The organism is Mesorhizobium sp. M0106, assembly GCF_040322715.1.
In the GTDB taxonomy this organism is placed as follows: Bacteria; Pseudomonadota; Alphaproteobacteria; order Rhizobiales; family Rhizobiaceae; genus Mesorhizobium.
Window position 1 is genome coordinate 1 of the sequence record NZ_JAMYUA010000042.1, and the last position, 19,608, is coordinate 19,608.

General features: G+C 62.9%; 26 protein-coding genes and 1 pseudogene. 9 read left to right on the top strand and 18 right to left on the bottom strand.

What is annotated here, in order from left to right; translation table 11 throughout:
• Positions 1 to 246: 246 nt before the first annotated feature.
• Positions 247 to 846, bottom strand: coding sequence for a TetR/AcrR family transcriptional regulator (locus tag NKJ55_RS28300; protein ID WP_352452748.1), 600 nt, complete (start codon positions 844 to 846; stop codon positions 247 to 249).
• 95 nt (positions 847 to 941) lie between these two features.
• Between NKJ55_RS28300 and NKJ55_RS28305 the strand changes: the two genes are divergently transcribed.
• The 3 genes from NKJ55_RS28305 to NKJ55_RS28315 are packed head-to-tail and all read left to right on the top strand — an operon-like array spanning position 942 to position 2,852.
• A complete protein-coding gene (locus NKJ55_RS28305) occupies positions 942 to 1,952 on the top strand; it encodes a zinc-dependent alcohol dehydrogenase family protein (RefSeq protein WP_352452749.1) in 1,011 nt (336 codons plus the stop codon).
• Between the two features lie 50 nt (positions 1,953 to 2,002).
• Positions 2,003 to 2,449: an OsmC family protein gene (locus NKJ55_RS28310; protein WP_352452750.1), complete on the top strand. Its 447-nt coding sequence runs from the start codon at positions 2,003 to 2,005 to the stop codon at positions 2,447 to 2,449.
• A gap of 16 nt (positions 2,450 to 2,465) precedes the next feature.
• Complete coding sequence (locus tag NKJ55_RS28315) at positions 2,466 to 2,852, top strand: nuclear transport factor 2 family protein (RefSeq protein ID WP_352452751.1); 387 nt, start codon at positions 2,466 to 2,468, stop codon at positions 2,850 to 2,852.
• Between the two features lie 26 nt (positions 2,853 to 2,878).
• On the opposite strand, the gene NKJ55_RS28320 is transcribed toward NKJ55_RS28315, so the two are convergent.
• Together NKJ55_RS28320 and NKJ55_RS28325 are read right to left on the bottom strand one after the other, a co-directional pair.
• The gene (locus NKJ55_RS28320) at positions 2,879 to 3,490 is read right to left on the bottom strand and encodes a LysE family translocator (protein WP_023677602.1); all 612 of its coding nucleotides are present in this window, start codon (positions 3,488 to 3,490) and stop codon (positions 2,879 to 2,881) included.
• Positions 3,491 to 3,577: 87 nt separating this feature from the next.
• Positions 3,578 to 4,051 carry a nuclear transport factor 2 family protein gene (locus NKJ55_RS28325; RefSeq protein WP_352452752.1) on the bottom strand — a complete coding sequence of 158 codons (474 nt, stop codon included), beginning with the start codon at positions 4,049 to 4,051 and terminating at the stop codon, positions 3,578 to 3,580.
• A gap of 116 nt (positions 4,052 to 4,167) precedes the next feature.
• Here NKJ55_RS28325 and NKJ55_RS28330 point away from each other — a divergent pair, with 116 nt between their 5' ends.
• Positions 4,168 to 5,088 (top strand): AraC family transcriptional regulator, encoded by a 921-nt coding sequence (locus NKJ55_RS28330; protein ID WP_352452753.1) that lies wholly within the window; start codon positions 4,168 to 4,170, stop codon positions 5,086 to 5,088.
• Positions 5,089 to 5,122: 34 nt separating this feature from the next.
• Here NKJ55_RS28330 and NKJ55_RS28335 read toward each other — a convergent pair whose 3' ends face one another.
• From NKJ55_RS28335 to NKJ55_RS28370, 7 genes and pseudogenes are all read right to left on the bottom strand, one after another.
• The gene (locus tag NKJ55_RS28335; protein ID WP_352452792.1) at positions 5,123 to 5,464 is read right to left on the bottom strand and encodes a YkgJ family cysteine cluster protein; all 342 of its coding nucleotides are present in this window, start codon (positions 5,462 to 5,464) and stop codon (positions 5,123 to 5,125) included.
• A gap of 50 nt (positions 5,465 to 5,514) precedes the next feature.
• Positions 5,515 to 5,679, bottom strand: coding sequence for a hypothetical protein (locus tag NKJ55_RS28340; RefSeq protein ID WP_023722752.1), 165 nt, complete (start codon positions 5,677 to 5,679; stop codon positions 5,515 to 5,517).
• A 1-nt stretch (position 5,680) separates the two neighbouring features.
• On the bottom strand, positions 5,681 to 6,088 hold the full coding sequence (locus tag NKJ55_RS28345) for a hypothetical protein (RefSeq protein WP_292664441.1): 408 nt from the start codon (positions 6,086 to 6,088) through the stop codon (positions 5,681 to 5,683).
• Complete coding sequence (locus NKJ55_RS28350; protein ID WP_023677608.1) at positions 6,088 to 6,315, bottom strand: hypothetical protein; 228 nt, start codon at positions 6,313 to 6,315, stop codon at positions 6,088 to 6,090. Before NKJ55_RS28350 ends, NKJ55_RS28345 begins: the two co-directional genes overlap by 1 nt.
• A 343-nt stretch (positions 6,316 to 6,658) precedes the next feature.
• Positions 6,659 to 6,868, bottom strand: coding sequence for a cold-shock protein (locus NKJ55_RS28355; RefSeq protein ID WP_010915421.1), 210 nt, complete (start codon positions 6,866 to 6,868; stop codon positions 6,659 to 6,661).
• 433 nt (positions 6,869 to 7,301) lie between these two features.
• A pseudogene (locus NKJ55_RS35685) lies at positions 7,302 to 8,092 on the bottom strand (SDR family oxidoreductase).
• A gap of 69 nt (positions 8,093 to 8,161) precedes the next feature.
• The gene (locus NKJ55_RS28370) at positions 8,162 to 8,623 is read right to left on the bottom strand and encodes a RidA family protein (protein ID WP_352452755.1); all 462 of its coding nucleotides are present in this window, start codon (positions 8,621 to 8,623) and stop codon (positions 8,162 to 8,164) included.
• A gap of 97 nt (positions 8,624 to 8,720) precedes the next feature.
• On the opposite strand from NKJ55_RS28370, the gene NKJ55_RS28375 reads away from it, so the two are divergent.
• Positions 8,721 to 9,572 carry a LysR family transcriptional regulator gene (locus NKJ55_RS28375; protein WP_352452756.1) on the top strand — a complete coding sequence of 284 codons (852 nt, stop codon included), beginning with the start codon at positions 8,721 to 8,723 and terminating at the stop codon, positions 9,570 to 9,572.
• Positions 9,573 to 9,587: 15 nt separating this feature from the next.
• Here NKJ55_RS28375 and NKJ55_RS28380 read toward each other — a convergent pair whose 3' ends face one another.
• Both NKJ55_RS28380 and NKJ55_RS28385 read right to left on the bottom strand, forming a co-directional pair.
• Positions 9,588 to 10,343 carry an SDR family NAD(P)-dependent oxidoreductase gene (locus NKJ55_RS28380; protein ID WP_352452757.1) on the bottom strand — a complete coding sequence of 252 codons (756 nt, stop codon included), beginning with the start codon at positions 10,341 to 10,343 and terminating at the stop codon, positions 9,588 to 9,590.
• Between the two features lie 83 nt (positions 10,344 to 10,426).
• On the bottom strand, positions 10,427 to 11,095 hold the full coding sequence (locus NKJ55_RS28385) for a glutathione S-transferase family protein (RefSeq protein WP_352452758.1): 669 nt from the start codon (positions 11,093 to 11,095) through the stop codon (positions 10,427 to 10,429).
• A gap of 147 nt (positions 11,096 to 11,242) precedes the next feature.
• On the opposite strand from NKJ55_RS28385, the gene NKJ55_RS28390 reads away from it, so the two are divergent.
• Positions 11,243 to 11,422, top strand: coding sequence for a CsbD family protein (locus tag NKJ55_RS28390; protein WP_254820647.1), 180 nt, complete (start codon positions 11,243 to 11,245; stop codon positions 11,420 to 11,422).
• Between the two features lie 63 nt (positions 11,423 to 11,485).
• Here NKJ55_RS28390 and NKJ55_RS28395 read toward each other — a convergent pair whose 3' ends face one another.
• Positions 11,486 to 12,616, bottom strand: coding sequence for a metallophosphoesterase (locus NKJ55_RS28395; protein ID WP_352452759.1), 1,131 nt, complete (start codon positions 12,614 to 12,616; stop codon positions 11,486 to 11,488).
• A gap of 119 nt (positions 12,617 to 12,735) precedes the next feature.
• Here NKJ55_RS28395 and NKJ55_RS28400 point away from each other — a divergent pair, with 119 nt between their 5' ends.
• Positions 12,736 to 13,329 (top strand): hypothetical protein, encoded by a 594-nt coding sequence (locus NKJ55_RS28400; protein ID WP_352452760.1) that lies wholly within the window; start codon positions 12,736 to 12,738, stop codon positions 13,327 to 13,329.
• A 51-nt stretch (positions 13,330 to 13,380) separates the two neighbouring features.
• Here the strand turns inward: NKJ55_RS28400 and NKJ55_RS28405 are convergent, their stop codons facing one another.
• Together NKJ55_RS28405 and NKJ55_RS28410 are read right to left on the bottom strand one after the other, a co-directional pair.
• Complete coding sequence (locus NKJ55_RS28405; RefSeq protein ID WP_352452793.1) at positions 13,381 to 13,992, bottom strand: TetR/AcrR family transcriptional regulator; 612 nt, start codon at positions 13,990 to 13,992, stop codon at positions 13,381 to 13,383.
• A gap of 186 nt (positions 13,993 to 14,178) precedes the next feature.
• Positions 14,179 to 14,577 (bottom strand): hypothetical protein, encoded by a 399-nt coding sequence (locus tag NKJ55_RS28410; RefSeq protein WP_352452761.1) that lies wholly within the window; start codon positions 14,575 to 14,577, stop codon positions 14,179 to 14,181.
• Between the two features lie 150 nt (positions 14,578 to 14,727).
• Between NKJ55_RS28410 and NKJ55_RS28415 the strand changes: the two genes are divergently transcribed.
• Positions 14,728 to 15,522 (top strand): NIPSNAP family protein, encoded by a 795-nt coding sequence (locus NKJ55_RS28415; RefSeq protein WP_352452762.1) that lies wholly within the window; start codon positions 14,728 to 14,730, stop codon positions 15,520 to 15,522.
• 46 nt (positions 15,523 to 15,568) lie between these two features.
• Here NKJ55_RS28415 and NKJ55_RS28420 read toward each other — a convergent pair whose 3' ends face one another.
• The 3 genes from NKJ55_RS28420 to choX are packed head-to-tail and all read right to left on the bottom strand — an operon-like array spanning position 15,569 to position 18,818.
• The gene (locus tag NKJ55_RS28420) at positions 15,569 to 17,017 is read right to left on the bottom strand and encodes an amidase (RefSeq protein ID WP_352452763.1); all 1,449 of its coding nucleotides are present in this window, start codon (positions 17,015 to 17,017) and stop codon (positions 15,569 to 15,571) included.
• An 8-nt stretch (positions 17,018 to 17,025) separates the two neighbouring features.
• Entirely contained in the window at positions 17,026 to 17,886 is an 861-nt protein-coding gene (locus NKJ55_RS28425) for an alpha/beta fold hydrolase (protein WP_352452764.1), read from the bottom strand.
• Entirely contained in the window at positions 17,883 to 18,818 is a 936-nt protein-coding gene (gene choX / locus NKJ55_RS28430; RefSeq protein ID WP_352452765.1) for a choline ABC transporter substrate-binding protein, read from the bottom strand. The genes NKJ55_RS28425 and choX overlap by 4 nt, the downstream gene beginning before the upstream one ends.
• Positions 18,819 to 18,904: 86 nt before the next feature.
• Between choX and betI the strand changes: the two genes are divergently transcribed.
• Entirely contained in the window at positions 18,905 to 19,543 is a 639-nt protein-coding gene (gene betI, locus NKJ55_RS28435) for a choline-binding transcriptional repressor BetI (protein ID WP_352452766.1), read from the top strand.
• Positions 19,544 to 19,608 lie beyond the last annotated feature (65 nt).

Sequence of the window (19,608 nt, forward strand, 5' to 3'; positions counted from 1 at the left end):
ACGGCTCTGCAGGACGCGGCCTCGGTCGCCGGCCTGCTGGTCACCACCGAAGCCATGATCGCGGAGGCTCCGAAGAAGGAGTCGGCTGGCGGCGGCATGCCTGGCGGCATGGGCGGCGGCGGCATGGGCGGCATGGGTGGCATGGATTTCTAATCCAGCCAATCTCGCAAGCTTACGGAAAGGGCGGCAGCGATGCCGCCCTTTTTGTTTGCTTCATAGCGGGCTGCCCCGGCTCAAGCGGCGATATCAATGCACCGCGGCAGCGGCACTCTTGGCCGGCAATGCCCCCTCAATCAGCGCCGCGACCTCATCGGCTACCGCCAGCACCGGGGCGCGGTCGTGGGTGGCGCGTGCGATCACCATCAGCCCTTCCAGCGATGATTCGACCAGCAATGCGAGCGCGTACGCGCGGCGCTCGGGCACCCCTGCCCTGACGAAGGCCGCCCTGAGCAAGCCTATCCACTGCTCGAAGGCGGACCGGCACAATTCGGCCAGTTCCGGCACGTCTGTCGGCGAGTCCAACACCACGGGCGCGATCGGGCAACCGAGCGTGAACCGATTGTCCTCCAACATGCGGGCGACCGACTGGTAAATGTGGTGGACGGCCACCGCCGGATCCTTTTCGGCAGCGAGTGCGGCGTCCAGCCTCTGCGTCACATCGGCGACGCTGTCGCGCGTCACCTCGATGACCAGCTGGTCCTTGCCGCCCGGAAAATGAAAATAGAGCGAGCCTCTCGGCGCGCCTGAGGCGCTCAATATGTCGTTGAGCGAAGTGCCGTGATAGCCGCGCTGCCGAAGCAGGCGTCCCGTGGTCTCGAGTATGCGGGTACGGGTGTCGTTCGCCATGTCAACCTCTGTCAGGAGTGAGCATTATAGGCCTTGCCTCGAATATGACAATCGGTCTACATAATATGTAGATCAGTCTACATATCGAGAGGCAAATGCGCAGTTATCGTCTTGAAGGAACCTGCGGGACCAAGTGCCTGGTGATGCGCGACGAGGCGCAGCCGACGCCGAAGCCGCACGAGATCGTCGTGCGTGTCCGCGCCGCTTCGCTCAACCGCCGCGACACGATGATCCTCAACGGCAGCTATCCGCTGGCGCCGCGCCAAGGGGTCGTTCCGCTGAGCGACGGCGCCGGTGAAGTCGTTGCGGTCGGCGATGCCGTCACCCGCTTTGCCGTCGGCGACCGCGTCACCGGCAGTTATTTTGCGCGCTGGATCGATGGCCGCATCAATGCCGGTCTGATCGACCAGCTTGGCTGCACGCTGGACGGGATGCTGGCCGAATACGCCGTGCTCGACGAGCAATGGGCGGTGCGGCTTCCCGATCATCTCGACCGGCATCAAGCGGCGACACTAACCTGCGCCGGCCTGACCGCCTGGAATGCCGTGACGGCGGCCGAAATGCCGAAGCCCGGCCAATGGGTTCTTGTCATCGGTTCAGGTGGCGTCGCGCTATTTGCGCTGCAATTCGCCAAGCTGCTCGGCTGCCGTGTCGTGGCGGTTACCTCGCGCAACGAGAAGCTGGACCGGCTGCAGGCGCTAGGCGCCGACCTCGTCGTCTCGACCGCCGACATGCCGGAATGGGGTGCTGCGGTGCGAGAGCAGACCGGCGGCATCGACCTCGTCGTCGAGACCGGCGGCCCGCCGACCTTCGCGCAATCGATGATCGCCTGCGCGCTTTACGGGCGCATCGTGCTTCTCACCATACAGGATGCGAAAGGCGGGACGGTGCAGATCCCCGGCCCGGTCTACCAGCGCAGCCTCGCCACCATCAGCCGCCTGTTCGTCGGCAATCGCACCAACCTCGAAGCCATGCTGCGCGCCATCTCGGTGCATCGGCTTAAGCCTGTCATCGACAAGGTGTTCGCCTTCGACGAGGCCAACGACGCCTATCGCTATTTCCAGCAAGGCGACGTCTTCGGGAAAGTGGTCGTCGACAGCGCCTGACTGGTCCGCCCCAAAATCTGATCGACCCCTCAAGTCAAAGGAGAGACACAATGACCATTCGTGAAGCAGAGGCCCAATGGCAGGGATCGTTGAAGGAGGGTTCGGGCCGGCTGAAGCTCGGCAGCGGCGTCTTCGAAGGCGCCTACTCGTTCCCGTCGCGTTTCGAGAACGGTCCCGGCACCAACCCCGAGGAATTGATTGCGGCGGCGCATGCCGGCTGCTTCTCGATGGCGCTGAGCGCCATCCTCGGCCGCGAAGGTTACACTCCCGCACGCATCCACACGATCGCGAAAGCGCATCTCAGCGCCACCGCGGCCGGACCGACGCTGACCCGTATCGAGCTGGAGACCGAGGCAAGCGTCGCCGGGCTGGCGGCGGGGGAGTTCGAGCGGCTGGCGCAGACGGCCAAGGAGAGCTGCCTCGTGTCGCGGGCGCTGGCCGGCGTCGCCGTGATCACGCTCAAGGCCCGCCTCGTCGAAACCGCTACCGATCACTGAAGGGAAGGAATATCCAATGACACAGGAACTCATCATCGACATCGCGGCGGCCAAACGCTCCGCCGAAACGGCCGAGATCATGCGGCGCTACAACGACGTCTTCCAGCGCCACGACCCGTCGGCGCTCGACGATCTGGTGGCGGAAGATTGCGTGATCGAGAACACCACGCCGGCCCCGGACGGCGCCCGCCGCATCGGCAAGGGCGCCTGCGTCGAACTGTGGTCGGCGATCGCGACCGGACCCGGCACGCGCTTCGACATCGAAGAAACTTTCGTCGCCGGCGACCGGGCGACGATCCGCTGGCGCTACTGCATGGCCGACGGCAATTCGCTGCGCGGCGTCAACCTGATGCGCGTGGCGGACGGGCAGATCGTCGAGGCCATGGGCTATGTGAAGGGATAGATTTGCGCTGCCCGCGGCCTTCCTGTCTACCGGTCCGCCAGCGCCAGTTTGGCGCCGAGCATGACAAAGGCTCCGGCGAAGGTACGGCGCATCCAGGTCAGCACCTTTGGCCGCGACACGACATGGCTGCGGATCGACGCGGCAAAAATGCCATAGCCGACAAAGACCACGAAGGTGAGCAGCATGAAGATGCTGCTGAGCTCCAGCATTTTCGACAGCGCATGCGGTTCGGTGGTGCTGACGAATTGCGGCAGGAAGGCAAAGAAGAAGATCGACAGCTTCGGATTGAGGATGTTGATGAGGATGCCCGAAGTGATCACTTTGCCGGCCGAGCGCGGCGCGACATTTTCTTCGACGCTCAGGCCGCCCTTCTCCTTCAGCGTGTTCCAGGCCATGTAGAGCAGGTAGGCGACGCCGAGATATTTCAGCGTCTCGAAGGCGACGGCACTGGTATGCAGCAGTGCCGCGAGGCCGGTGATGGCGGCCGCCATGTGCGGAATGATGCCGAGCGTGCAGCCGAAAGCGGCAATGATGCTGGCGCGCGCACCACGCGAAAGCCCGGCGCTCAGCGTATAGAGAACGCCGGTACCGGGCGAAGCCACGACAATCAGCGACGTCAACAGAAATTCGATGCTCACGGATGGTCTCCCGGTGCTGGCCCTGCCGCGGGCAGCGTAATCAGCGAAACGTCCGGGCACAAGCCACCCTCAAGAGCCTATCCGCATTCAGATCATGCTGTTGGCGTGCAGCTTGCTATCGGCGATAGGCTGCCGAACTTCCCAGTGTTCGACGAGTTTGCTGTCCTTCAGCCTGAAAATGTCGACGATGGCCAAGCCTTCCTCCTCCGGTTCGCGCTTTGCCTGCATGTGCACGATGACGAAATCCCCTTCGGCAAAAATCCGCTTCACCTCTCCCCTCACGAGGGGAAATGACTGTTTGAGCTGCTGCAGATAGGCTTTGAAGCCGTCCGCGCCGTCCGCAATGTTCGGATTGTGCTGGATGTAGCGTTCGCCAAAATGCATCGAAGCAGCTTCGATGTTGCCCTGGTTTACCGCTTTGTCGATGAAGTCCAGGACGATCATCTTGTTGGTCTCGAGCGAACTATGAATCTTGGCTGGAAGTGGATTTGATGGTTCGTCACGCATGTTTTGCTCCGTCAGGTGCCTGCTTCTGCCCGGTGTGGACAGGAGCGTCCGCACGCCGACATTGCCAACATGATCTGTTGCGATTGTGAGATGGTCGATACGCTATTCCACTAGATTCTTATCCAATCGTCTAATAGCGTCGTCCTATTCATCGTTGGAGGATGGTTCTCATGGACGCCTTGTCCGAAGTTCTTGCTTCGCTGAGATTTGGCAGCGCCATGATCGGCAGCGCGACCCTGCATCGGCCATGGGGTATTTCGGTGGATCCGACAAGGAATGCCGCCATCCACGTCATACAGAACGGCGAATGCTGGCTGCGGTTAGCCGGTGAAAAGGAGCCGATCCGCTTAGGCGAGGGAGATGTCGTCCTTGTCGCGAGCGGTATCGGGCATGCCCTTTGCAATCCGGCGGATGCACCGACGGCATCGATATCCGCCGTCCTTTCCGCGAATCGGAGCGGAGCGGAACCGAAAAGCGAAAGCGGCGCGACAACTCTTCTTTGTGCGAGATATTCACTCGACGGCGTCGGGCCATACCCGATGGTTTCGCTGCTTCCTCCGCTGATCCATTTGACCCGAAATCAGATTGGCACCAGCGAGCCGCTGCGGCTTGCCCTGGAACTTCTGCAGGTCGAAGCGAAAGGCGATCTCGGCGGCCACGACATTGTCGCCCCACGCCTTCTCGACAGCACGTTGATCTTCTTGTTGCGTGCCTGGATCGAACATCAGCCACTCGGAACAGGGGGATGGTTTGGCGCCTTGCGCGACAAAGGCATTGCGCAGGCTTTGCGCCTGATCCACGAGCGGCCGGGCAATCCCTGGACCATCGCTTCCCTTGCCAGCGGCGCAGCACAGTCCCGGGCCACCTTCGCGCGTCGCTTCGCTCAACTGGTAGGACAGCCGCCGCTGTCCTATGTGACCCGGTGGCGGATGAACCTTGCCGCCAAGGCTCTGCGGGAAACGAACCAGAACATTGGCGAGATCGGGCGCGCCGTCGGATATGAATCGGTGCCGTCGTTCTCGCAGGCATTCAAACGATTGACCGGACGATCGCCCGGCCTCTACCGCAGCGACTTTCGCCCATCTGATTGACGAAATTCAAACTGAGACGCCAGCCCGAGGGCCGTCATTTCAGCGTCGGCAGACCGTGAGCCCGACGCGCGATCAGGCAGTCGTCATCGCCCGGCATGCAGGCGCGGCAGACGTCGGGGCGGATGTCGTAGATGCCGCAGGCCGTTGACTTGCCGACCTCGCCGCACAGTGCCGAACAGCGCGCGCCTTCGCAGCGCATACCGGCTTCGTCGGCAGCCACGTATTTTTGCGGGATAAGGTCGAGCTGCGCGTCATCCTCGGTGGAGAAGCGCGGCCATCTGGACGAGTAGGCGCAGCAGGCGCCACAGGTCTGGCAATCGAAGGCAATCGGACCGGCGCCCTCTTGTGGCGACGAAAACTCCTCTGCGACCGCCAGGGCAAGCAGCCTTGGCGCAGATTTCCGGTCGGCATTTTGCTGCAAGGGCGCTATTTCTTCTTGGGCTTGCGCGGCGGTGCTTCCGCCGGCGACCTGAACAGATCGGTGCCCGCTTCGGCGGCTTCGCCGGTTTTTGGCGCGGCCGCCGGCTTGGCCGGCTTCACGGCGGCAGCAGGCGCTGCCGGCTGGCCCTTGGCGGAAAACTTGATTGCCATATCAATCCTCGTCAGAGAAACGCGATGATGGCGCATTCGGATTGCGAAGGCGGCCGATGAGCGCCGAAACGGCCGTGATGTTCATTTCTTCGGGCGACCAGTTCCTGGCTTCCTCGATGTGCCGGGGCGCCAGCTCGCGATGCGTGCTGCCGCTGTAGGCGGCATCCTGAAAGGTCACGCGCTCGCGGGTCTTGGCGTTTTCCCGGACGTATTCGATCAGATAATTGGGGCATTCGGCACGACCGCGCACGCCGAGCCGAACCTGGGCATCGCCGTGGACACGCCTGCAGCGCTCGAGCTTTTCGAGCACGCGCCGGACATATTCGACCGGCTTGTCTAGTTCGCCCACGACATCGGCGATGGTCGAATCTGCGGCGATCGCCTTTTGAGGCACGCGTTTGGTGGCCATCAGCGTTTGCCTGCGCGTTTCGGCGAGGCCGCGAGCGCAACCGCCGCCGCCATGTCGTCGGCTTCCTTCTCCAGGCGCAATTCGCGCAGCCGCGCGGTCTTGGCTTCGCGGGCCTGGCTGACGGCATCCCGTTCGGAATTGATGCGGTCGAGCGACATCGACTGGGTCCGCGTCTTGCTGAAAATGGATTCGGCCTGGTCGCGGGGTTTTTTTGAAGTTGCGGTCAAGGTCTTTCTCCCGGTTCGGAGCACGCCGCCGAAAGTGGCGAGACTGGTCTTTCGGCCAGGATCCCGCACAAAGCAATACGGCAGCCGGTTTCAAATTGCTGGAACGTCCTTAGCACGTCCGGGCCGTCAAGCGGCGCTCTTTCGGCGATCGAAGCGCAAAAACGAAAAAGGCCAGGCACCGCCTGACCTTCCATGAGTGCGCCTGCGCATCCCGAGAGACGCGCAAGGAAACGTTCTTCTCATGCGCATGAGCGGGGACTTAACATCCCCGCGATCATGCGCTGGAATTTGCCATTCACCGGTGCCAGTACATCCGTGGTCACCGGTGAGGCTGAATTCCGTTTTAGGCCGCCTTCAACTGGTCGGCGGACATCTTGCCCGACTTGTTGTCGCGGACCATCTCGTAGCCAAGCTTCTGGCCCTCGACGATGTCGCGCATTCCGGCGCGCTCGACGGCTGAGATATGGACAAAAACGTCGGCAGAACCGTCGTCAGGCTGAATAAAACCAAAACCTTTGGTGGCGTTGAACCATTTAACTGTGCCTGTGCTCATAACGAACCCTTTCCATGGCAAATATTCGTTCGCCGTCATGCGGATGCACAACAACGTTTGTCTCGATTTTGATGGGGGAAGTTCGCCAAAGGCGCGCCTAAGCACGCGGATAACAAAAGTCGGTCAAACAAATATCGACAAAATTCTTATAGACTTCTTTGCGCGTTGTGTCAATTTTTTGATTTGCCACACTCGCGGAGACGCGCGGCGGCGGCCCGCGCCAGCACATCGGACGGCGAAAGCCGGGCTATTGCCCGCCGAAAGAACCAATCAGCCGGGAACCATTTTGGCGCCGGGGCATTTTTTTCGGTGTCGAAAGCCGTTCTTGAAAGAGCGATCTTGAGAGAGGCGGACGACAAACAGGACGCCCCCCGCGCAGATAAAAGGCACGAGGGGCGTTCCTGTGTGATGCGAGCATTCGCGCCGCCTGCCCTCACAGCATGCCGCGGCTGAGCCCGCCATCCACCGGCAAAGCCACGCCGGTGATATAGGCGGCGTCGTCGCTGGCCAGGAATGCGGCAACCGCGCCGAATTCCGCGGGGGCTCCATAGCGCTTTGCCGGGATTTCGGCCTGACTCTCGGCGGCGATCACAGCAGCGTCCACACCCCTGTCGGCGGCGTCCATCGCGTCGAACTGTTTCGTCCGGTCCGTCGCAAAACGGCCAGGCAGCAACAGGTTGACGGTGACGCCGTCCGCCGCCACTTCGCCGGCCAGGGTCTTGGCCCAGCCGGCAAGCGACGCGCGCAACGCATTTCGAAGCGGTGAGGCCGGGGATCGGCTCGCGGAACGGACGTGGAGGAAACGGCGATGATGCGCCCCCAGCGCCGCGCCCGCATGCCTGGCAGGAAAGAAATGGCGATGCGCATCTGGCTCAGCACCATGCTGGTGAACTGCTTCTCCCAGACGCTCGCATCGAAGACGCTGGCCGCGAAGGGCGGCGGGCCGCCGCCATTGAGCAGGACGATGTCGATCCGCTGAAGCTCGTCCTCGATGGTACGGATCAGCCGGGAGACGCTGTCGTTATCGGAAAGATCGGCGCCGAAGGTCGAGCAGATGTGGCCGGCGGACTCGATCGCGCGCCGCGCCGCGTCCAGGGTCTCCTTCCCGCGTCCGACCAGGATGATCTCGGCGCCTTTCGCCGCGAGCGCTTCGGCGACGCCGAAACCCAGGCCCTTGCCTCCGCCGAGAACCAGCGCCTTCCGCCTCTCAAGATTTGTACTTATCAAGCCAAGCCTCCCCCGGTTTCGCTGCGCACTCTCGGATCAGGCCCGAGTGCATGTTCCGGGCGTGCATCAGCGGACATGCACAATGGCGTCGGCTTCGACCGGAACATTGGCCGGCAAGCCGGCCATGCCGAGCGAGCAGCGGGCATGCTCGCCACGCTCGCCGAAAACATGGAGCAGAAATTCGGATGCTCCGTTGCCGACCTCCGAATAGGCCGCAAAGCCGGCCGCCGCGTTCACATAGACGGTCAGCTTGGCGAATTTCACGACGCGGTCGAGATTGCCGTCCAATTCCTTGTCCAGCCAATAGACGATGTTGGCCGCGCAGAGCCGGGCGGCGTTCCGCGCCGTGGCCAGATCGATCTCTGCGCCGACCTGGCCGATCGCAGCGATCTCCTGCCCGATCTCGGGGATCTGACCGGAGACATAGACGATGTCTGCGACCCGAACCGTCGGCGAGAACGGCAAAGCGGGCCGATCGAGCGACGGCCAGGCGACACCGAACTCCTCAAATCTTCGTCTGTAGGACAAGGTGGCGGCTCCTGTTTTCGTTGGTGCGAGCGGACCTTGAATTCAGATCGGGCTTTCGGGTAGCCTGATAGTGCTGACACAGCTATCAGGAATTCTTATGACCCGAGATATCGACGTCAGGCTGCTGCGCGCCTTCGTCACCGTGGCCGATACGGGAACGGTGAGCCGGGCGGCCGATCGGCTTGCCCGCACCCAGGCAGCGGTAAGCATGCAGCTTCAGCGCCTCGAGGGTGAAGTCGGCGCCGAGCTGCTGCGCCGCTCGCCGCGCGGCGTGACGCTGACCGAGGCCGGCGAGATCCTGCTCGCCTTCGCCCGCAAGGCCATCGCGATCGGCGACGATGCCAGGCGCGAGATAGAAGGCCGCAGGCTGGTCGGCCGTGTCCGGCTGGGCATCGTCGAGGATTTGGCGGTGACACGGCTGCCGTTGATCATCGCCGACTTCCGCCGCCGGCATCCTTCCGTGGAGATCGAGCTGACATCAGCCAGCAGCAGCGATCTCAGCAAGTCGCTGGGCGAAGGAAAATGCGACATCGTCATGGCCGATCCGGCGCGCTTCACAAAGGCGCCGCGAGGCCATCTGTCACGACAGTTGGTCTGGGCGGCAAGCCGCATGATCGAGATCGATGACGAGGTCGAGCTTCCGCTGATCATCTTCGAAGGCGCCTGCTCCTGGCAGGACAGAATGCTGGCCTCGCTCGCCGAGGCCGGGATCGGCTGGAAGATCGGCTGCCGCGTGTCGACTTTCGCGACGCTGATCTCGGCGCTGAGGGCCGGGCTTGGCATCGGCCTTCTGCTGCAGGAAGGACTACCGCCCGACTGCCAAAGCCTCAACGGACGCTTCAACCTGCCGCCGGCGCCGACAGCGGATTTCGGCGTCTATCTCGCGAGGGACCCGTCGCGGCTGGTCGAGGAGTGTGGCGATTTCCTGCGGGCGGGATTTGAGGCGTAGCGAAAATATCTGACTTCACCGTTCCTGGTCGGTCGGGCGGATGACGATCTCGTTGACGTTGACGTGTGCCGGCTGGCACACGGCGTAGAGAATGGCCGCGGCGATGTCCTCGGCGGTCAGCGCCTCCATGGTGGCGAGCCGCTGGTCGAGCCCGGCCTTCGCCGCCGGGTTGGTGATGTGGTCGCCGAGCTCGGTGCGCACCAGGCCGGGCTCGATGACAGTGACGCGAACCTTATCGGCATAGACTTCGCGGCGCAGCGATTCGGAAAAGCCGACGACACCGAACTTGGTTGCTGCGTAGCCGCTGGCGCCGGGATTGGCGACGCGTCCGGCGACCGACGAGACATTGACGATGTGACCCTTGGCGGCCCTCAGATGCGGCAGCGCCGCTTTGGTGACGCCCATCAGCGCCAGCAGGTTGAGCTCGATCATGCGGCGCCAGTCGTCGAGCAACGCCTCGGCGGCCGGCGACAGAAGCATCACCCCGGCATTGTTGACGAGGATGTCGAGGCGGCCCCATTCGGCGACGACCTTGTCGACCATGGCGCTGACATCGTCGTTGCTGGTGACGTCGGCCTCGATGCGGAGCGCAGCGCCGCCGGCCTTTTCGATACGCGCGGCCAGCGCTTCGAGGCGATCGGCGCGGCGTGCGGCAATCGCCACCTTGGCCCCGGCAGCTGCGAGCGCCACAGCCGTTGCCTCGCCGATGCCCGAGGAGGCGCCGGTGACGAGTGCGACCTTGCCGGCCAGTGCGGAAGAAACAGAAGTCATTGTGAAGTCTCCAAGGCCCCTGCCCGATCTTCAGATAGGCCGCGGGCCGCGAAGTGGAAGACCAGCTTGCCGGTTGCTCGGCTCTACTCGTCTGGGCCGGGCTCCGGCCAAGGCTCTTTCGCCGCCTCGGCATACCAGTGCCGCATCGCCGGCATCGAAAGCACGGCGTCGACATAGGCGCGGGTGTCGGCAGCCAGCGTGCCACCGTAGGTGTCGAAGCGGGTGACGACCGGTGCGTACATGGCATCGGCCGCGGTGAAACGGCCAAACAGAAACGGCCCGCCTTTGCCGTATTTTTCGCGGCATTCGCGCCATAGCCCTTCGATGCGCGCCCGTTGCGCCTCACCTTCGGCGTCGAGCGGCTTGTAGCCTTTCGGCCGGCGCAAATTCATCGGCCAGCCATAGCGGACCTCGCGAAAGCCGGAATGCATCTCTGTCGTCGCCGAGCGGGCCAGCGCGCGGGCGCCGATGTCGGCCGGCCAGAGCTTTTTCTCGGGAAACAGCTCAGCAAGATATTCAAGGATGGCAAGGGTTTCCCAGACGATCCGGACCTCGCCAGTCGGCAGCCGATGGTTCAGCACCGGCACCTGGCCGGTCGGCGATATCCTGGCCAGATTCGCCGCGGTCTCGGGCGTGCGCAGGCGCACAAGACCTTCCTCGAACGGGATCTCCAGGTGCTTCATCGCCAGCCATGGCCGCAGTGACCACGACGAAAAACACTTGTTGCCGATGAAGAGCGTGAATTCAGCCATTGTCCCTCCGGCCCTGTCTGTTCGGGCGTTCTGGTGCACCCTATCCTGTCGGCTTCGCGGCCGGAAGCTATCCCAATCGACGGGCAGAACCCGGAACCTAAGCGATCCGCGACCGTTTCTCCAGGCGAACGGTTCAGGAGATGCGAGATGGTGAACAAGGATCAGGTTGCCGGCGTTGCCAAGCAAGCCAAGGGCTCGGTCAAGCAGACCGCCGGCAAGGCCACCGGCAACAGGCGCACCGAGGCCGAAGGCGACGTCGACAAGGCGACCGGCAAGATGCAGAAGGCTTACGGCGACGTGAAGGACAAGGTGAAGAAGGCGCTTTGAGGGTGGCCCTTCGCAAACGAGGAAAAGGCGGCTCGGCCGCCTTTTTTGGCCCTCTCCTGCCCGTCAGAAAGTCAGGCTTTTGCTGTATGCATTGGTGAAGGTGACCTCGCCATGATCTCCGGCGGCTTCGCCCAGCACCACATCCATGCTGTTTCCCATCACCCGCGCCAACGCAAAGCCGCCCATGAAGGCGGCCTTCGGCTTGAACAAGTCGAGCCCGTCACGGTGGTAGATCATCGGCGTCGCGTGCTGGTGGCCATGGAAGATGCCGACGACGTTGTAACCCTTCAGCACAGCCAGCAGCGCCTGCCTGTCGGCTTCGCTCCACCAGTGGGGCGGACCCTTGCCGCCGTCGTCGAAGGTTTTCTCGGCGGCGTCCCATCTTTCGATCGAAAAAGTATCCCAGCCATAATGCTGGAACAGGATGACCGGGCGGCTGTCGCCGGCATAAGTCGCCAGGTCCTGCTTCAGCCATGGCAGGCTGCTGACGGCGCCATGGCCGGTATCGCCGGCGAAACGGTGAGTCTGGACAAGATGCAGGCCGCCCCAATCCCATGAGTAGCAATCGGTCGCGACATCGTAGTCGGTCGCCGGCGCAGGCGGCTTGAAGAACACGCCGGGGCGGTGGTTGACCTCGACGTAGTCGCGCATTTCGCGGCGGTACCAGTCGACATGCGGGCGCGGGCCGTTCTGGTCGAGGTCGTGGTTGCCGAGGCCGACATAGACCGGCATGTGCACGCGGTCGGGGCCGACGCCTTGCTGGTAGCGCTGGCTGAACTGAAGCAGTTGCGTGCCCTCGCTGGGCTGGGTGATCTGGCCGCCGCCATCATCGGTGATGTCGCCGCCAACGACGAGGCCGAGCGGCGTGCCGATTTTGCCCGTCGAGCGCAGGGCGGTGGCAACGCCATCGATTTCAGCCGGCCATTGCCTGTCGCCGACGCCGTTGAGTGCGGCGACGTTGCGCAGCAAGGCAGCGTCGGTCTTGCCCTCCTGCTCGCAATGCGGGCTCAATCCGTTCGCCGTGCGGCAGGCATGGACATCAGCGATAAACAAGAAGGTGGCGTCGATCGGCGGGATACGCTGGCCGGTCTGGCCGAAGGCCGGGCGCGAAACGGCGCCGGCCGCGGCAACGGCCGCTGCCTTCATCAGGAACCTGCGCCGGGAAACCGGCCGGGCGGAGATACGATGCATCATGCGCTAAAATTCAGCACGACGCGGACCGGCAGTCCAGTTGCTCGCAAAGTATGTCGACACGTTCTCCCAGGTCTGGCATTGCTTTCGGCATTCAACTTGCGCGGGCAAAGGAGGACGCCATGAAAGCTACATCCATCGGCATGACAATGGCGATTCTGGCGGTGACGAGCGCAGCGCATGGCGCCGGGTGCATCGACGCCAAATCGGCCAAGGCCGGCTTCATTCTCGAAAGGCCCGGCATCCACAGCGAATTTCGTCCGGCGGCGGGCGGAATGGTGGCGGTTGCCAACAAATACCAGTCGCAATCGCCGCAGTCGCAGTACCTGTTCGGCGGGCTGATCGAAGTGTTTCGCGACAGCAGCACGGGGCAGCTGGCGATGATCCCGTTTTCCGATCTCAGGAAGGTGTTCCCGCTGAAGGCGGGTGCCAAGAGCAAGATCGTATTTGCCCGTCTCGCACCGAACAAGCCGCCGAAGGGCACCGAGACGCTGGAGATCAACGTCAAGGGCAAGGAGACGTTCAGCCTGGGTGATTGCAAATACTCCGTGCTCGCAGTCAAGCAGACGATCAGGAGCGAGGCCGGCGAGACGCGGGACGAATTCATCGCGCTTTACGCACCCGACCTGCAGGCAGTTGTGGCCAGGCGCTATGACGAGGGCACCAGTGCCGAAAGCGTGGTCGGCTACGAGCTGATCAAGCCGCTGCCGAATTAGGAGAGCTCGGCCTCCCCGCCTCGGTCATAGTGAGCGACTGTCCTGCCGGCGTCAGAGGGCTCTGTGCAGTATCCTGCTACGTCGCCTCGTTCCTGTTTTGGACGACATAACTCCCTGCTCCAACGCCATCAGGCAGTCACGCAGCACGCCTGCGTCCTGTGCTGTCTTGGCCATCGACATGGCGCCCGAATAGCTGGCGACGGCGAGCGCTGCGAAGCGCTGCGGATCGGTGCCCAGCTCCCGGCCCGACTGCTGGTCGGCGCTGATCTTGTCGGCGATCGCCTGACGCCAGGTAGAAAAAATGCCGGCAAGGGCAATGCGGAAATCCGGATCGGCAAGCGCCAGTTCATGCGCCAGGTTGTTGAGCGGGCAGCCGCGCACGAAACCCTGCCGCTCCAGCTCCGCCGCGACGGCCGCGAACACGGAGCGCACGCCCTCGCGCGCTGAGGGAGCCATCCGCACCGGCGCGATCCATGTCTCTTCTACGGCGGCGGCGACCCGCTCCTCGATCACTGCGAGCGCGAGCGCCTTCTTGGTTGGGAAATGGTGGTGCAGCGCGCCGCCGGTGACGCCCGCCGTCGCCATCAGGTCGCCCATGCTGGACGCATGATAGCCGCGTGCCTGAAACGCCTCCTCGGCGACATCGAGCACCTTTTTGCGCATGCCTTCGGGGTCGTTGGTGCGTTTTTGAGCACGCGAACTTGGGCGAGCGGATATCTCTGCTGACATCTTCACACGATAGCAGATTGACAAAACAGGACAACCGGTCTGTTTTGTAAAACAGCCGGTAGGGTTTGCTTGGCGCGACGCCGCCAACGCCCAGTGATCGATTCGGACGAGGCGCTGCTTCTACTCTTTCATGAACCAATCAATATCCAGCGTGCCTCTTCGCCACTCCGTTGCGGTCACATCGGCACTTAAACTAACCACCGACGATTTCGCGTCTCTTGCGAGGCTCTTCAAATCGGCAAGAGCCATTTTTTCTTCGAGTGGCAAAAGGTGCCCGGCACTCCAGAACCTGACATTTTCGTCTGTATGCCTCAGGGTTCCCAACAGAAAAGATCGGCCAAGATCAGGTCGGTTCCTGATCTCTCTTATTGCGCGGATTAAGCGGTCGTGAGCCGCATTCGATCCTTTGACATCCCCCATTTCAAGTAGTTGACGGTGCAATATGGCAGCCTCAACGTATTCTCTTTCGGGGTCCCTTGGCGCTTCTGGCTGCTTCACATCGAGCACCTTTTTGCGCATGCCCTCGGGGTCGTTGGTGCGCTTTTGAGCACGCGAACTTGGGCGAGCGGATATCTCTGCTGACATCTTCACACGATAGCAGATTGACAAAACAGGACAACCGGTCTGTTTTGTAAAACAGGATGACTGTCCTGTTTTGGAGATCGCGCAATGAACCTGCCTTTGAACGCCATACCTAATCCCGATATGCTCGCCTCGCCCGTTGTCGAACTCAGGCGATACACGCTGAAACCCGGCAGGCGCGAGACGCTGATCGGCATCTTCGACAATCACCTGATCGAGGGCCAGGAAACCGCGGGGATGACCATCATCGGCCAGTTCCGCGATCTCGACCGGCCGGATATGTTCGTCTGGCTGCGCGGCTTCGGCGGTATGGAAGCGCGGAAAAACGCTCTGACCGCCTTCTATGACGGGCCGGTCTGGGCTGCCTGGCGCGACGCCGCCAACGCCACGATGATCGATTCTGACGACGTGCTGCTGCTGAAGCCGGCCTGGCCAGGCGCCGGCCTAGACCTCTCGGGATTGCAACGATTACCCCAGGCGGACCTCGAAAAACCGAGCGCAAGCAGTGATTTGCAGGCAATTGTTGTCATCAGGATTCATCATTTGCAACCGGGCCTGGAAGCCCGTTTCGCCAATGACTTCCAGACCGCGGCCCTTCCAGTGCTCGCCGCATTTGGCGCGTCGCCGCTCGCCGCCTTCGTTACCGAGCATGCCGAAAACAGCTTTCCGCGGTTGCCGGTGCGGGCCAGCGAAAACGTCTTCATCAGCATCACCGGTTTCGCCAGCGCCGATGCACATGCCCGCCGCGAGGCAGCCTTGGCCGCATCCCCGGAGTGGCAAGTGTTCGAGCAGGCCGCGCAGCGGGATTTGGCCAGGCCCGTGGAGGTTCTGCGCCTGGCGCCCACGGCGCGGTCGCTGCTCGGACAGCCAACGCCGGCGTGACCAACGCCGTTGAAAGCCACCTATGTGCACTGAACCCCTGTCTGGTTCACGCCTGAAAATGCCTGCCGTGGATCACCTGGTAACGCGTGGTCCATGCGGTTGCCTGCTCCAGATCAAGGCAAACGCGCAGCAGCCGGTGATCCTCGTTCTTGCGGCCAATGAGCTGGATGCCAATCGGCAGGCCGTCTTTCGACTGGAAAAGCGGCAGGCTGGCGGCCGGTTGGCCGGTGACGTTGAAGATTTCTGTGAAAGGCGCAAAGCCGTAGGCCCGGCTCGCCCAAGCCTCGTAATCGAAGAGAGCACCATCGCCATGGATGGCGCCAAGCCGGGGCGTAGGCTCGGCCGTCGTCGGCGTCATGATCAGGTCGAACCCATCGAACGCCATCGCCATCGCCAGCGAAGCGCTGTGCACATGGTCCTGCGCCCTGAGATAATCGGCGGCCGAGGATCGCCGAAAACAGTCGAGCGCGTGACGAGTCAGGCTTTCGATTTCGCCGGCCCCCGGCATCCGCCCGATCTCGTCGGCGCGCTCGTCAACCAGCCGCGCGACCTCCGACATCCAGAAGATGTTCCAGTCCGCTTCGGCGCTGGCTTCCCGCGGGAAACGCGCCTCTGTGACCTCGTGCCCCCTGTCCTCGAGGAGGATCATGGCTTCCTGGAATCTTGCCCCGATCTCGGACGCGACGGGCGTGCCGTCCGGCCGGCGCGCCAGGCATGCGATGCGCAGACGCTCGCCGGGCGAAGACAGCCAGTCCAGGTAGGACGGCACCGATTTGGACACGGAGTAAGGCGCTCCTTGTTCTGGACCGGCAGTCATGTCCAGCATGGCGGCGCTGTCGCGAACGGTGCGGGACAGCACGTTCTCGGCGTAGAGCCCGGCGCCGACCTGACCTCGACCAGGCCCGACAGGCATGAGCCCGCGCGACGGCTTCATGCCGAACACGCCGCAACAGGCAGCCGGCACCCGGATCGATCCGCCGATATCGGAACCGTGGGCGACCGGCACCATGCCGCTCGCCACCGCGGCAGCAGCTCCGCCGCTTGAGCCGCCCGCCGTCAGCGAAGGATCCCAGGGGTTCGAGGTGGGGCCGCGAAAGCTGGGTTCGGTGACGAAGTCGTTGGCAAATTCAGGCGTGTTTGTCTTGCCCAGCAAGATCAGACCGGCGGCCCGCCAGCGCCGGACGATCTCGCTGTCGGGCTTCGGCGCGGCATCCTTGAAGTAGAGCGACGAGTGCGTCGTCGGCCACTCCCGTACATTGACGCCGGTGTCCTTGACCAGAAAAGGAATGCCGGCGAGTGCCGCCTGCCGGTTGCAGCTTGCCGCAACGGAAAGCGCCCGGTCCGCATCGATCAGCGTCACGGCATTGAGGGCGGGATTGATGCTTTCGATCGCTTCGATAGCCGCCTCGACGACCTCGACGGCCGACAATTCGCCCGAGCGAACATGCCCGGCCAGGGCGACGGCATCCAACGCCACGTATTCGGAAAGATTCATGACTGCTCTCAGCCCGGACTACCGGTCGCTTCGGCTGTCGGCTGGGGTCCAGCTTTGGTACCGAGCTTGAAATACCGGCCGATGGCTGCCGCGACCAATGCCGGATCCTCCCAGTGCGGGTTGTGTCCGCATCGCACCGCGCTCACGAACGCGGCGCTAGGGATTTCTTCGAGGAGCCGCCGTTGGTGCGTTTCGTCGAAGAGCAGGTCGTGCGCGCCAGCAATGACAAGCGCCGGCAGGCGCAGCATGCGCGCCTTGTCGGTCAGATCGATGCGCCGAACCTGCTCCAGGATTGCGCGCCAGAGTGCCGCCGGCATGGCTGACGCCTCCTCCGCAGTCATGGTCAGGAATTCCGCTGGAACCTCGGCCTCGCAGGCATGCCAATAGTCATAGAACGGATCGGCCGGCGATATCGGGTCTCGAAGCGCCCGCACACCAATGGTCATCGGGTGATCCTCACCGATCTGCGGCCGTAGCGTTCCGGCCATCAGCACCAGGCCGCCGATCATCTCGGCATAGCGCGCGGCTGCCTCGATCGCCACCATACTGCCCAGGGAATGCCCGACCAGAACCGGCCGCTCGAGCCGCAATCGCTCGATCAAACTCGCCACATCTTCCGCGAAATCCGCCGGGGCGAAGCCACGTGTCCCGGCCGGCGAGGCGCCATGCCCGCGCAGGTCTGGAATGACAAGCCGGCGCCCGGCGAGATGCGGCGCCAGCAAGGAGAAGCTGCGGCTCGTGTCGGAGAAGCCGTGCACCAGCACCAGCGCGGGCTCCTGCCCGGCGATTTCGACGAAGGCCGTTTCAGTGCAGCCGGCACCGACCTTGCGCTTGCGGCCGTTCCAGCCCGCCTGATCGGCCGATATCACAGGCCGAGCTGCTGCTTGACTGCATCGAGCGCGGGCTTGCCATCGAATGTGGTGACACCGGCAAGCCAGGCGCCGAGCCTATCCGGATTCTCGTTGAGGGCCTTCAGGCCGGCTTCCTCCGGCTTCATGCCGTCATTGATGAGATAGCCCATGCCGAGATTTTCGAAATCGATATCGAAGGCGAGGTTCTTCAGCAACTGCCCGACATTCGGGCATTGCTGCAGATAGCCCTTGCGCACCTGCGTCGTCACCGTCGCGGCGCCGAAGTTCGGGCCGTAGAACTTGTCGCCGCCGCTCAGATATTTGAAGTCGTACATCGTGTTCATTGGATGCGGCGCCCAGCCCTGGAAGACGATGAAGCGCTTTTCCTTGATCTCGTAGCCGACCTCGGAAAGCATGCCGGCTTCACTCGATTCGACGACCTGCCAGCCATCGAGGCCGAGCGACTTATCGGCGATGGCGTCCATCATCAGCTGGTTCGAGCCCGGCTCGATGCCGTACATCTTCCTGCCGAACTTGTCGGCGAACTTTTGCAGGTCGGCAAAATCCTTGACGCCGGCCTCCCACACGTAAGTCGGCACGGCAAAGGTGTATTTGGCGCCGACGAGATTGACGCGCACATCGTCTACCGAGCCGTCCTTCTTATAGGGCTCGTAGTAGGTGATCATCGCCGGATCCCAATAGCCAAGGAACACGTCCAAATCATTGTTCTTCAAGGATTCATAGATGACGTTGATGCCCAGAAGCGAGCTTGCCGGCTTGTAGCCGAGCGCATCGAGCAAGACGCTGGTGACGCCGGTGGTGAAGGCAAGGTCGTTCCATCCAGGCTCGGCCATGCGCACGACCTTGCATTGCTCAGGTTCAGCCGCAAAGGCCGGCTGGATCGCCAGCAGGACGCAGAGCGAGGCGCCTATTCCAAGGCTACGAAGCATTTCGGTTCTCCTCATTTCACCAACGATGTTGACCATTCGGTTTTTATATTGTCCCAGTGGTCAATCATTGATCTCGGCGGACAAAAATGTCAACGTCGGTTTTCGATGCAGGATCCCGGCCCGTGAAACTCAAGCGTCTCAGCGACATACGCCGCAAGGAGCTGCGGCAAGCCGCCTTTGCCGTGCTTCAGCGCGAAGGCATAGCTGGCGCGACCATAGAAAAAGTGGCGGCACAGGCCGGCGCGTCGAAAGGCATCGTGCTGCACTATTTCAACAGCAAGCGGGAGCTGTTCGAGCATGCCATGCGCGAATCGAACCTGGTGCTGCGGCATGCGGTGGTCGAGCGGCTGAGACAGGCGCGCACGCCAATGCAACGGATAGAGGCCATCATCGAAGGCAATTTCGAGCCGCATCTCTTCCAGCCGTCCCTCTGCCACGCCTGGCTTTCACTTTGCGCGGAGGTTCCGCGCGACGAAAAGCTTGCCCGCATCCAGAAGGTGATCCATGCGCGCATGCGCTCCAACCTGCTGTCCGGCCTGCGCGGTCTGGCGCCGGCACGCGATGCTGACGAGATCGCTTTCGGCGTCACCGCCCTGATCGACGGGCTGTGGTTGCGGCTTGGCCTGCAGCCAGGCAGCGTTACGCGTGAACAGGCCATTCATCAGGTCAAGAATTTCGTCGCTACCCGGCTGGCTGTTCGGCGCGGTGCAGCCGCTGCCGAATAGCCAGGCGCATCAGCCGAAAGTTCATATTGTAGGATAGGCCGGCGGCTTGACCACAATCGGCAACG

Bases quoted from the DNA above. Each gene is read 5' to 3' on its own strand.
- NKJ55_RS28315 (WP_352452751.1), top strand. From the start codon at position 2,466: ATGACACAGGAACTCATCATCGACATCGCGGCGGCCAAACGCTCCGCC.
- NKJ55_RS28310 (WP_352452750.1), top strand. From the start codon at position 2,003: ATGACCATTCGTGAAGCAGAGGCCCAATGGCAGGGATCGTTGAAGGAG.
- NKJ55_RS28405 (WP_352452793.1), bottom strand. From the start codon at position 13,992: ATGCGCAAAAAGGTGCTCGATGTCGCCGAGGAGGCGTTTCAGGCACGC.
- NKJ55_RS28355 (WP_010915421.1), bottom strand. From the start codon at position 6,868: ATGAGCACAGGCACAGTTAAATGGTTCAACGCCACCAAAGGTTTTGGT.
- NKJ55_RS28415 (WP_352452762.1), top strand. From the start codon at position 14,728: ATGAACCTGCCTTTGAACGCCATACCTAATCCCGATATGCTCGCCTCG.
- NKJ55_RS28390 (WP_254820647.1), top strand. From the start codon at position 11,243: ATGGTGAACAAGGATCAGGTTGCCGGCGTTGCCAAGCAAGCCAAGGGC.
- NKJ55_RS28385 (WP_352452758.1), bottom strand. From the start codon at position 11,095: ATGGCTGAATTCACGCTCTTCATCGGCAACAAGTGTTTTTCGTCGTGG.
- NKJ55_RS28400 (WP_352452760.1), top strand. From the start codon at position 12,736: ATGAAAGCTACATCCATCGGCATGACAATGGCGATTCTGGCGGTGACG.
- NKJ55_RS28410 (WP_352452761.1), bottom strand. From the start codon at position 14,577: ATGCGCAAAAAGGTGCTCGATGTGAAGCAGCCAGAAGCGCCAAGGGAC.
- NKJ55_RS28345 (WP_292664441.1), bottom strand. From the start codon at position 6,088: ATGGCCACCAAACGCGTGCCTCAAAAGGCGATCGCCGCAGATTCGACC.
- NKJ55_RS28380 (WP_352452757.1), bottom strand. From the start codon at position 10,343: ATGACTTCTGTTTCTTCCGCACTGGCCGGCAAGGTCGCACTCGTCACC.
- NKJ55_RS28305 (WP_352452749.1), top strand. From the start codon at position 942: ATGCGCAGTTATCGTCTTGAAGGAACCTGCGGGACCAAGTGCCTGGTG.
- NKJ55_RS28375 (WP_352452756.1), top strand. From the start codon at position 8,721: ATGACCCGAGATATCGACGTCAGGCTGCTGCGCGCCTTCGTCACCGTG.
- NKJ55_RS28330 (WP_352452753.1), top strand. From the start codon at position 4,168: ATGGACGCCTTGTCCGAAGTTCTTGCTTCGCTGAGATTTGGCAGCGCC.
- betI (WP_352452766.1), top strand. From the start codon at position 18,905: ATGTCAACGTCGGTTTTCGATGCAGGATCCCGGCCCGTGAAACTCAAG.
- NKJ55_RS28300 (WP_352452748.1), bottom strand. From the start codon at position 846: ATGGCGAACGACACCCGTACCCGCATACTCGAGACCACGGGACGCCTG.
- NKJ55_RS28340 (WP_023722752.1), bottom strand. From the start codon at position 5,679: ATGGCAATCAAGTTTTCCGCCAAGGGCCAGCCGGCAGCGCCTGCTGCC.
- NKJ55_RS28420 (WP_352452763.1), bottom strand. From the start codon at position 17,017: ATGAATCTTTCCGAATACGTGGCGTTGGATGCCGTCGCCCTGGCCGGG.
- NKJ55_RS28395 (WP_352452759.1), bottom strand. From the start codon at position 12,616: ATGATGCATCGTATCTCCGCCCGGCCGGTTTCCCGGCGCAGGTTCCTG.
- choX (WP_352452765.1), bottom strand. From the start codon at position 18,818: ATGCTTCGTAGCCTTGGAATAGGCGCCTCGCTCTGCGTCCTGCTGGCG.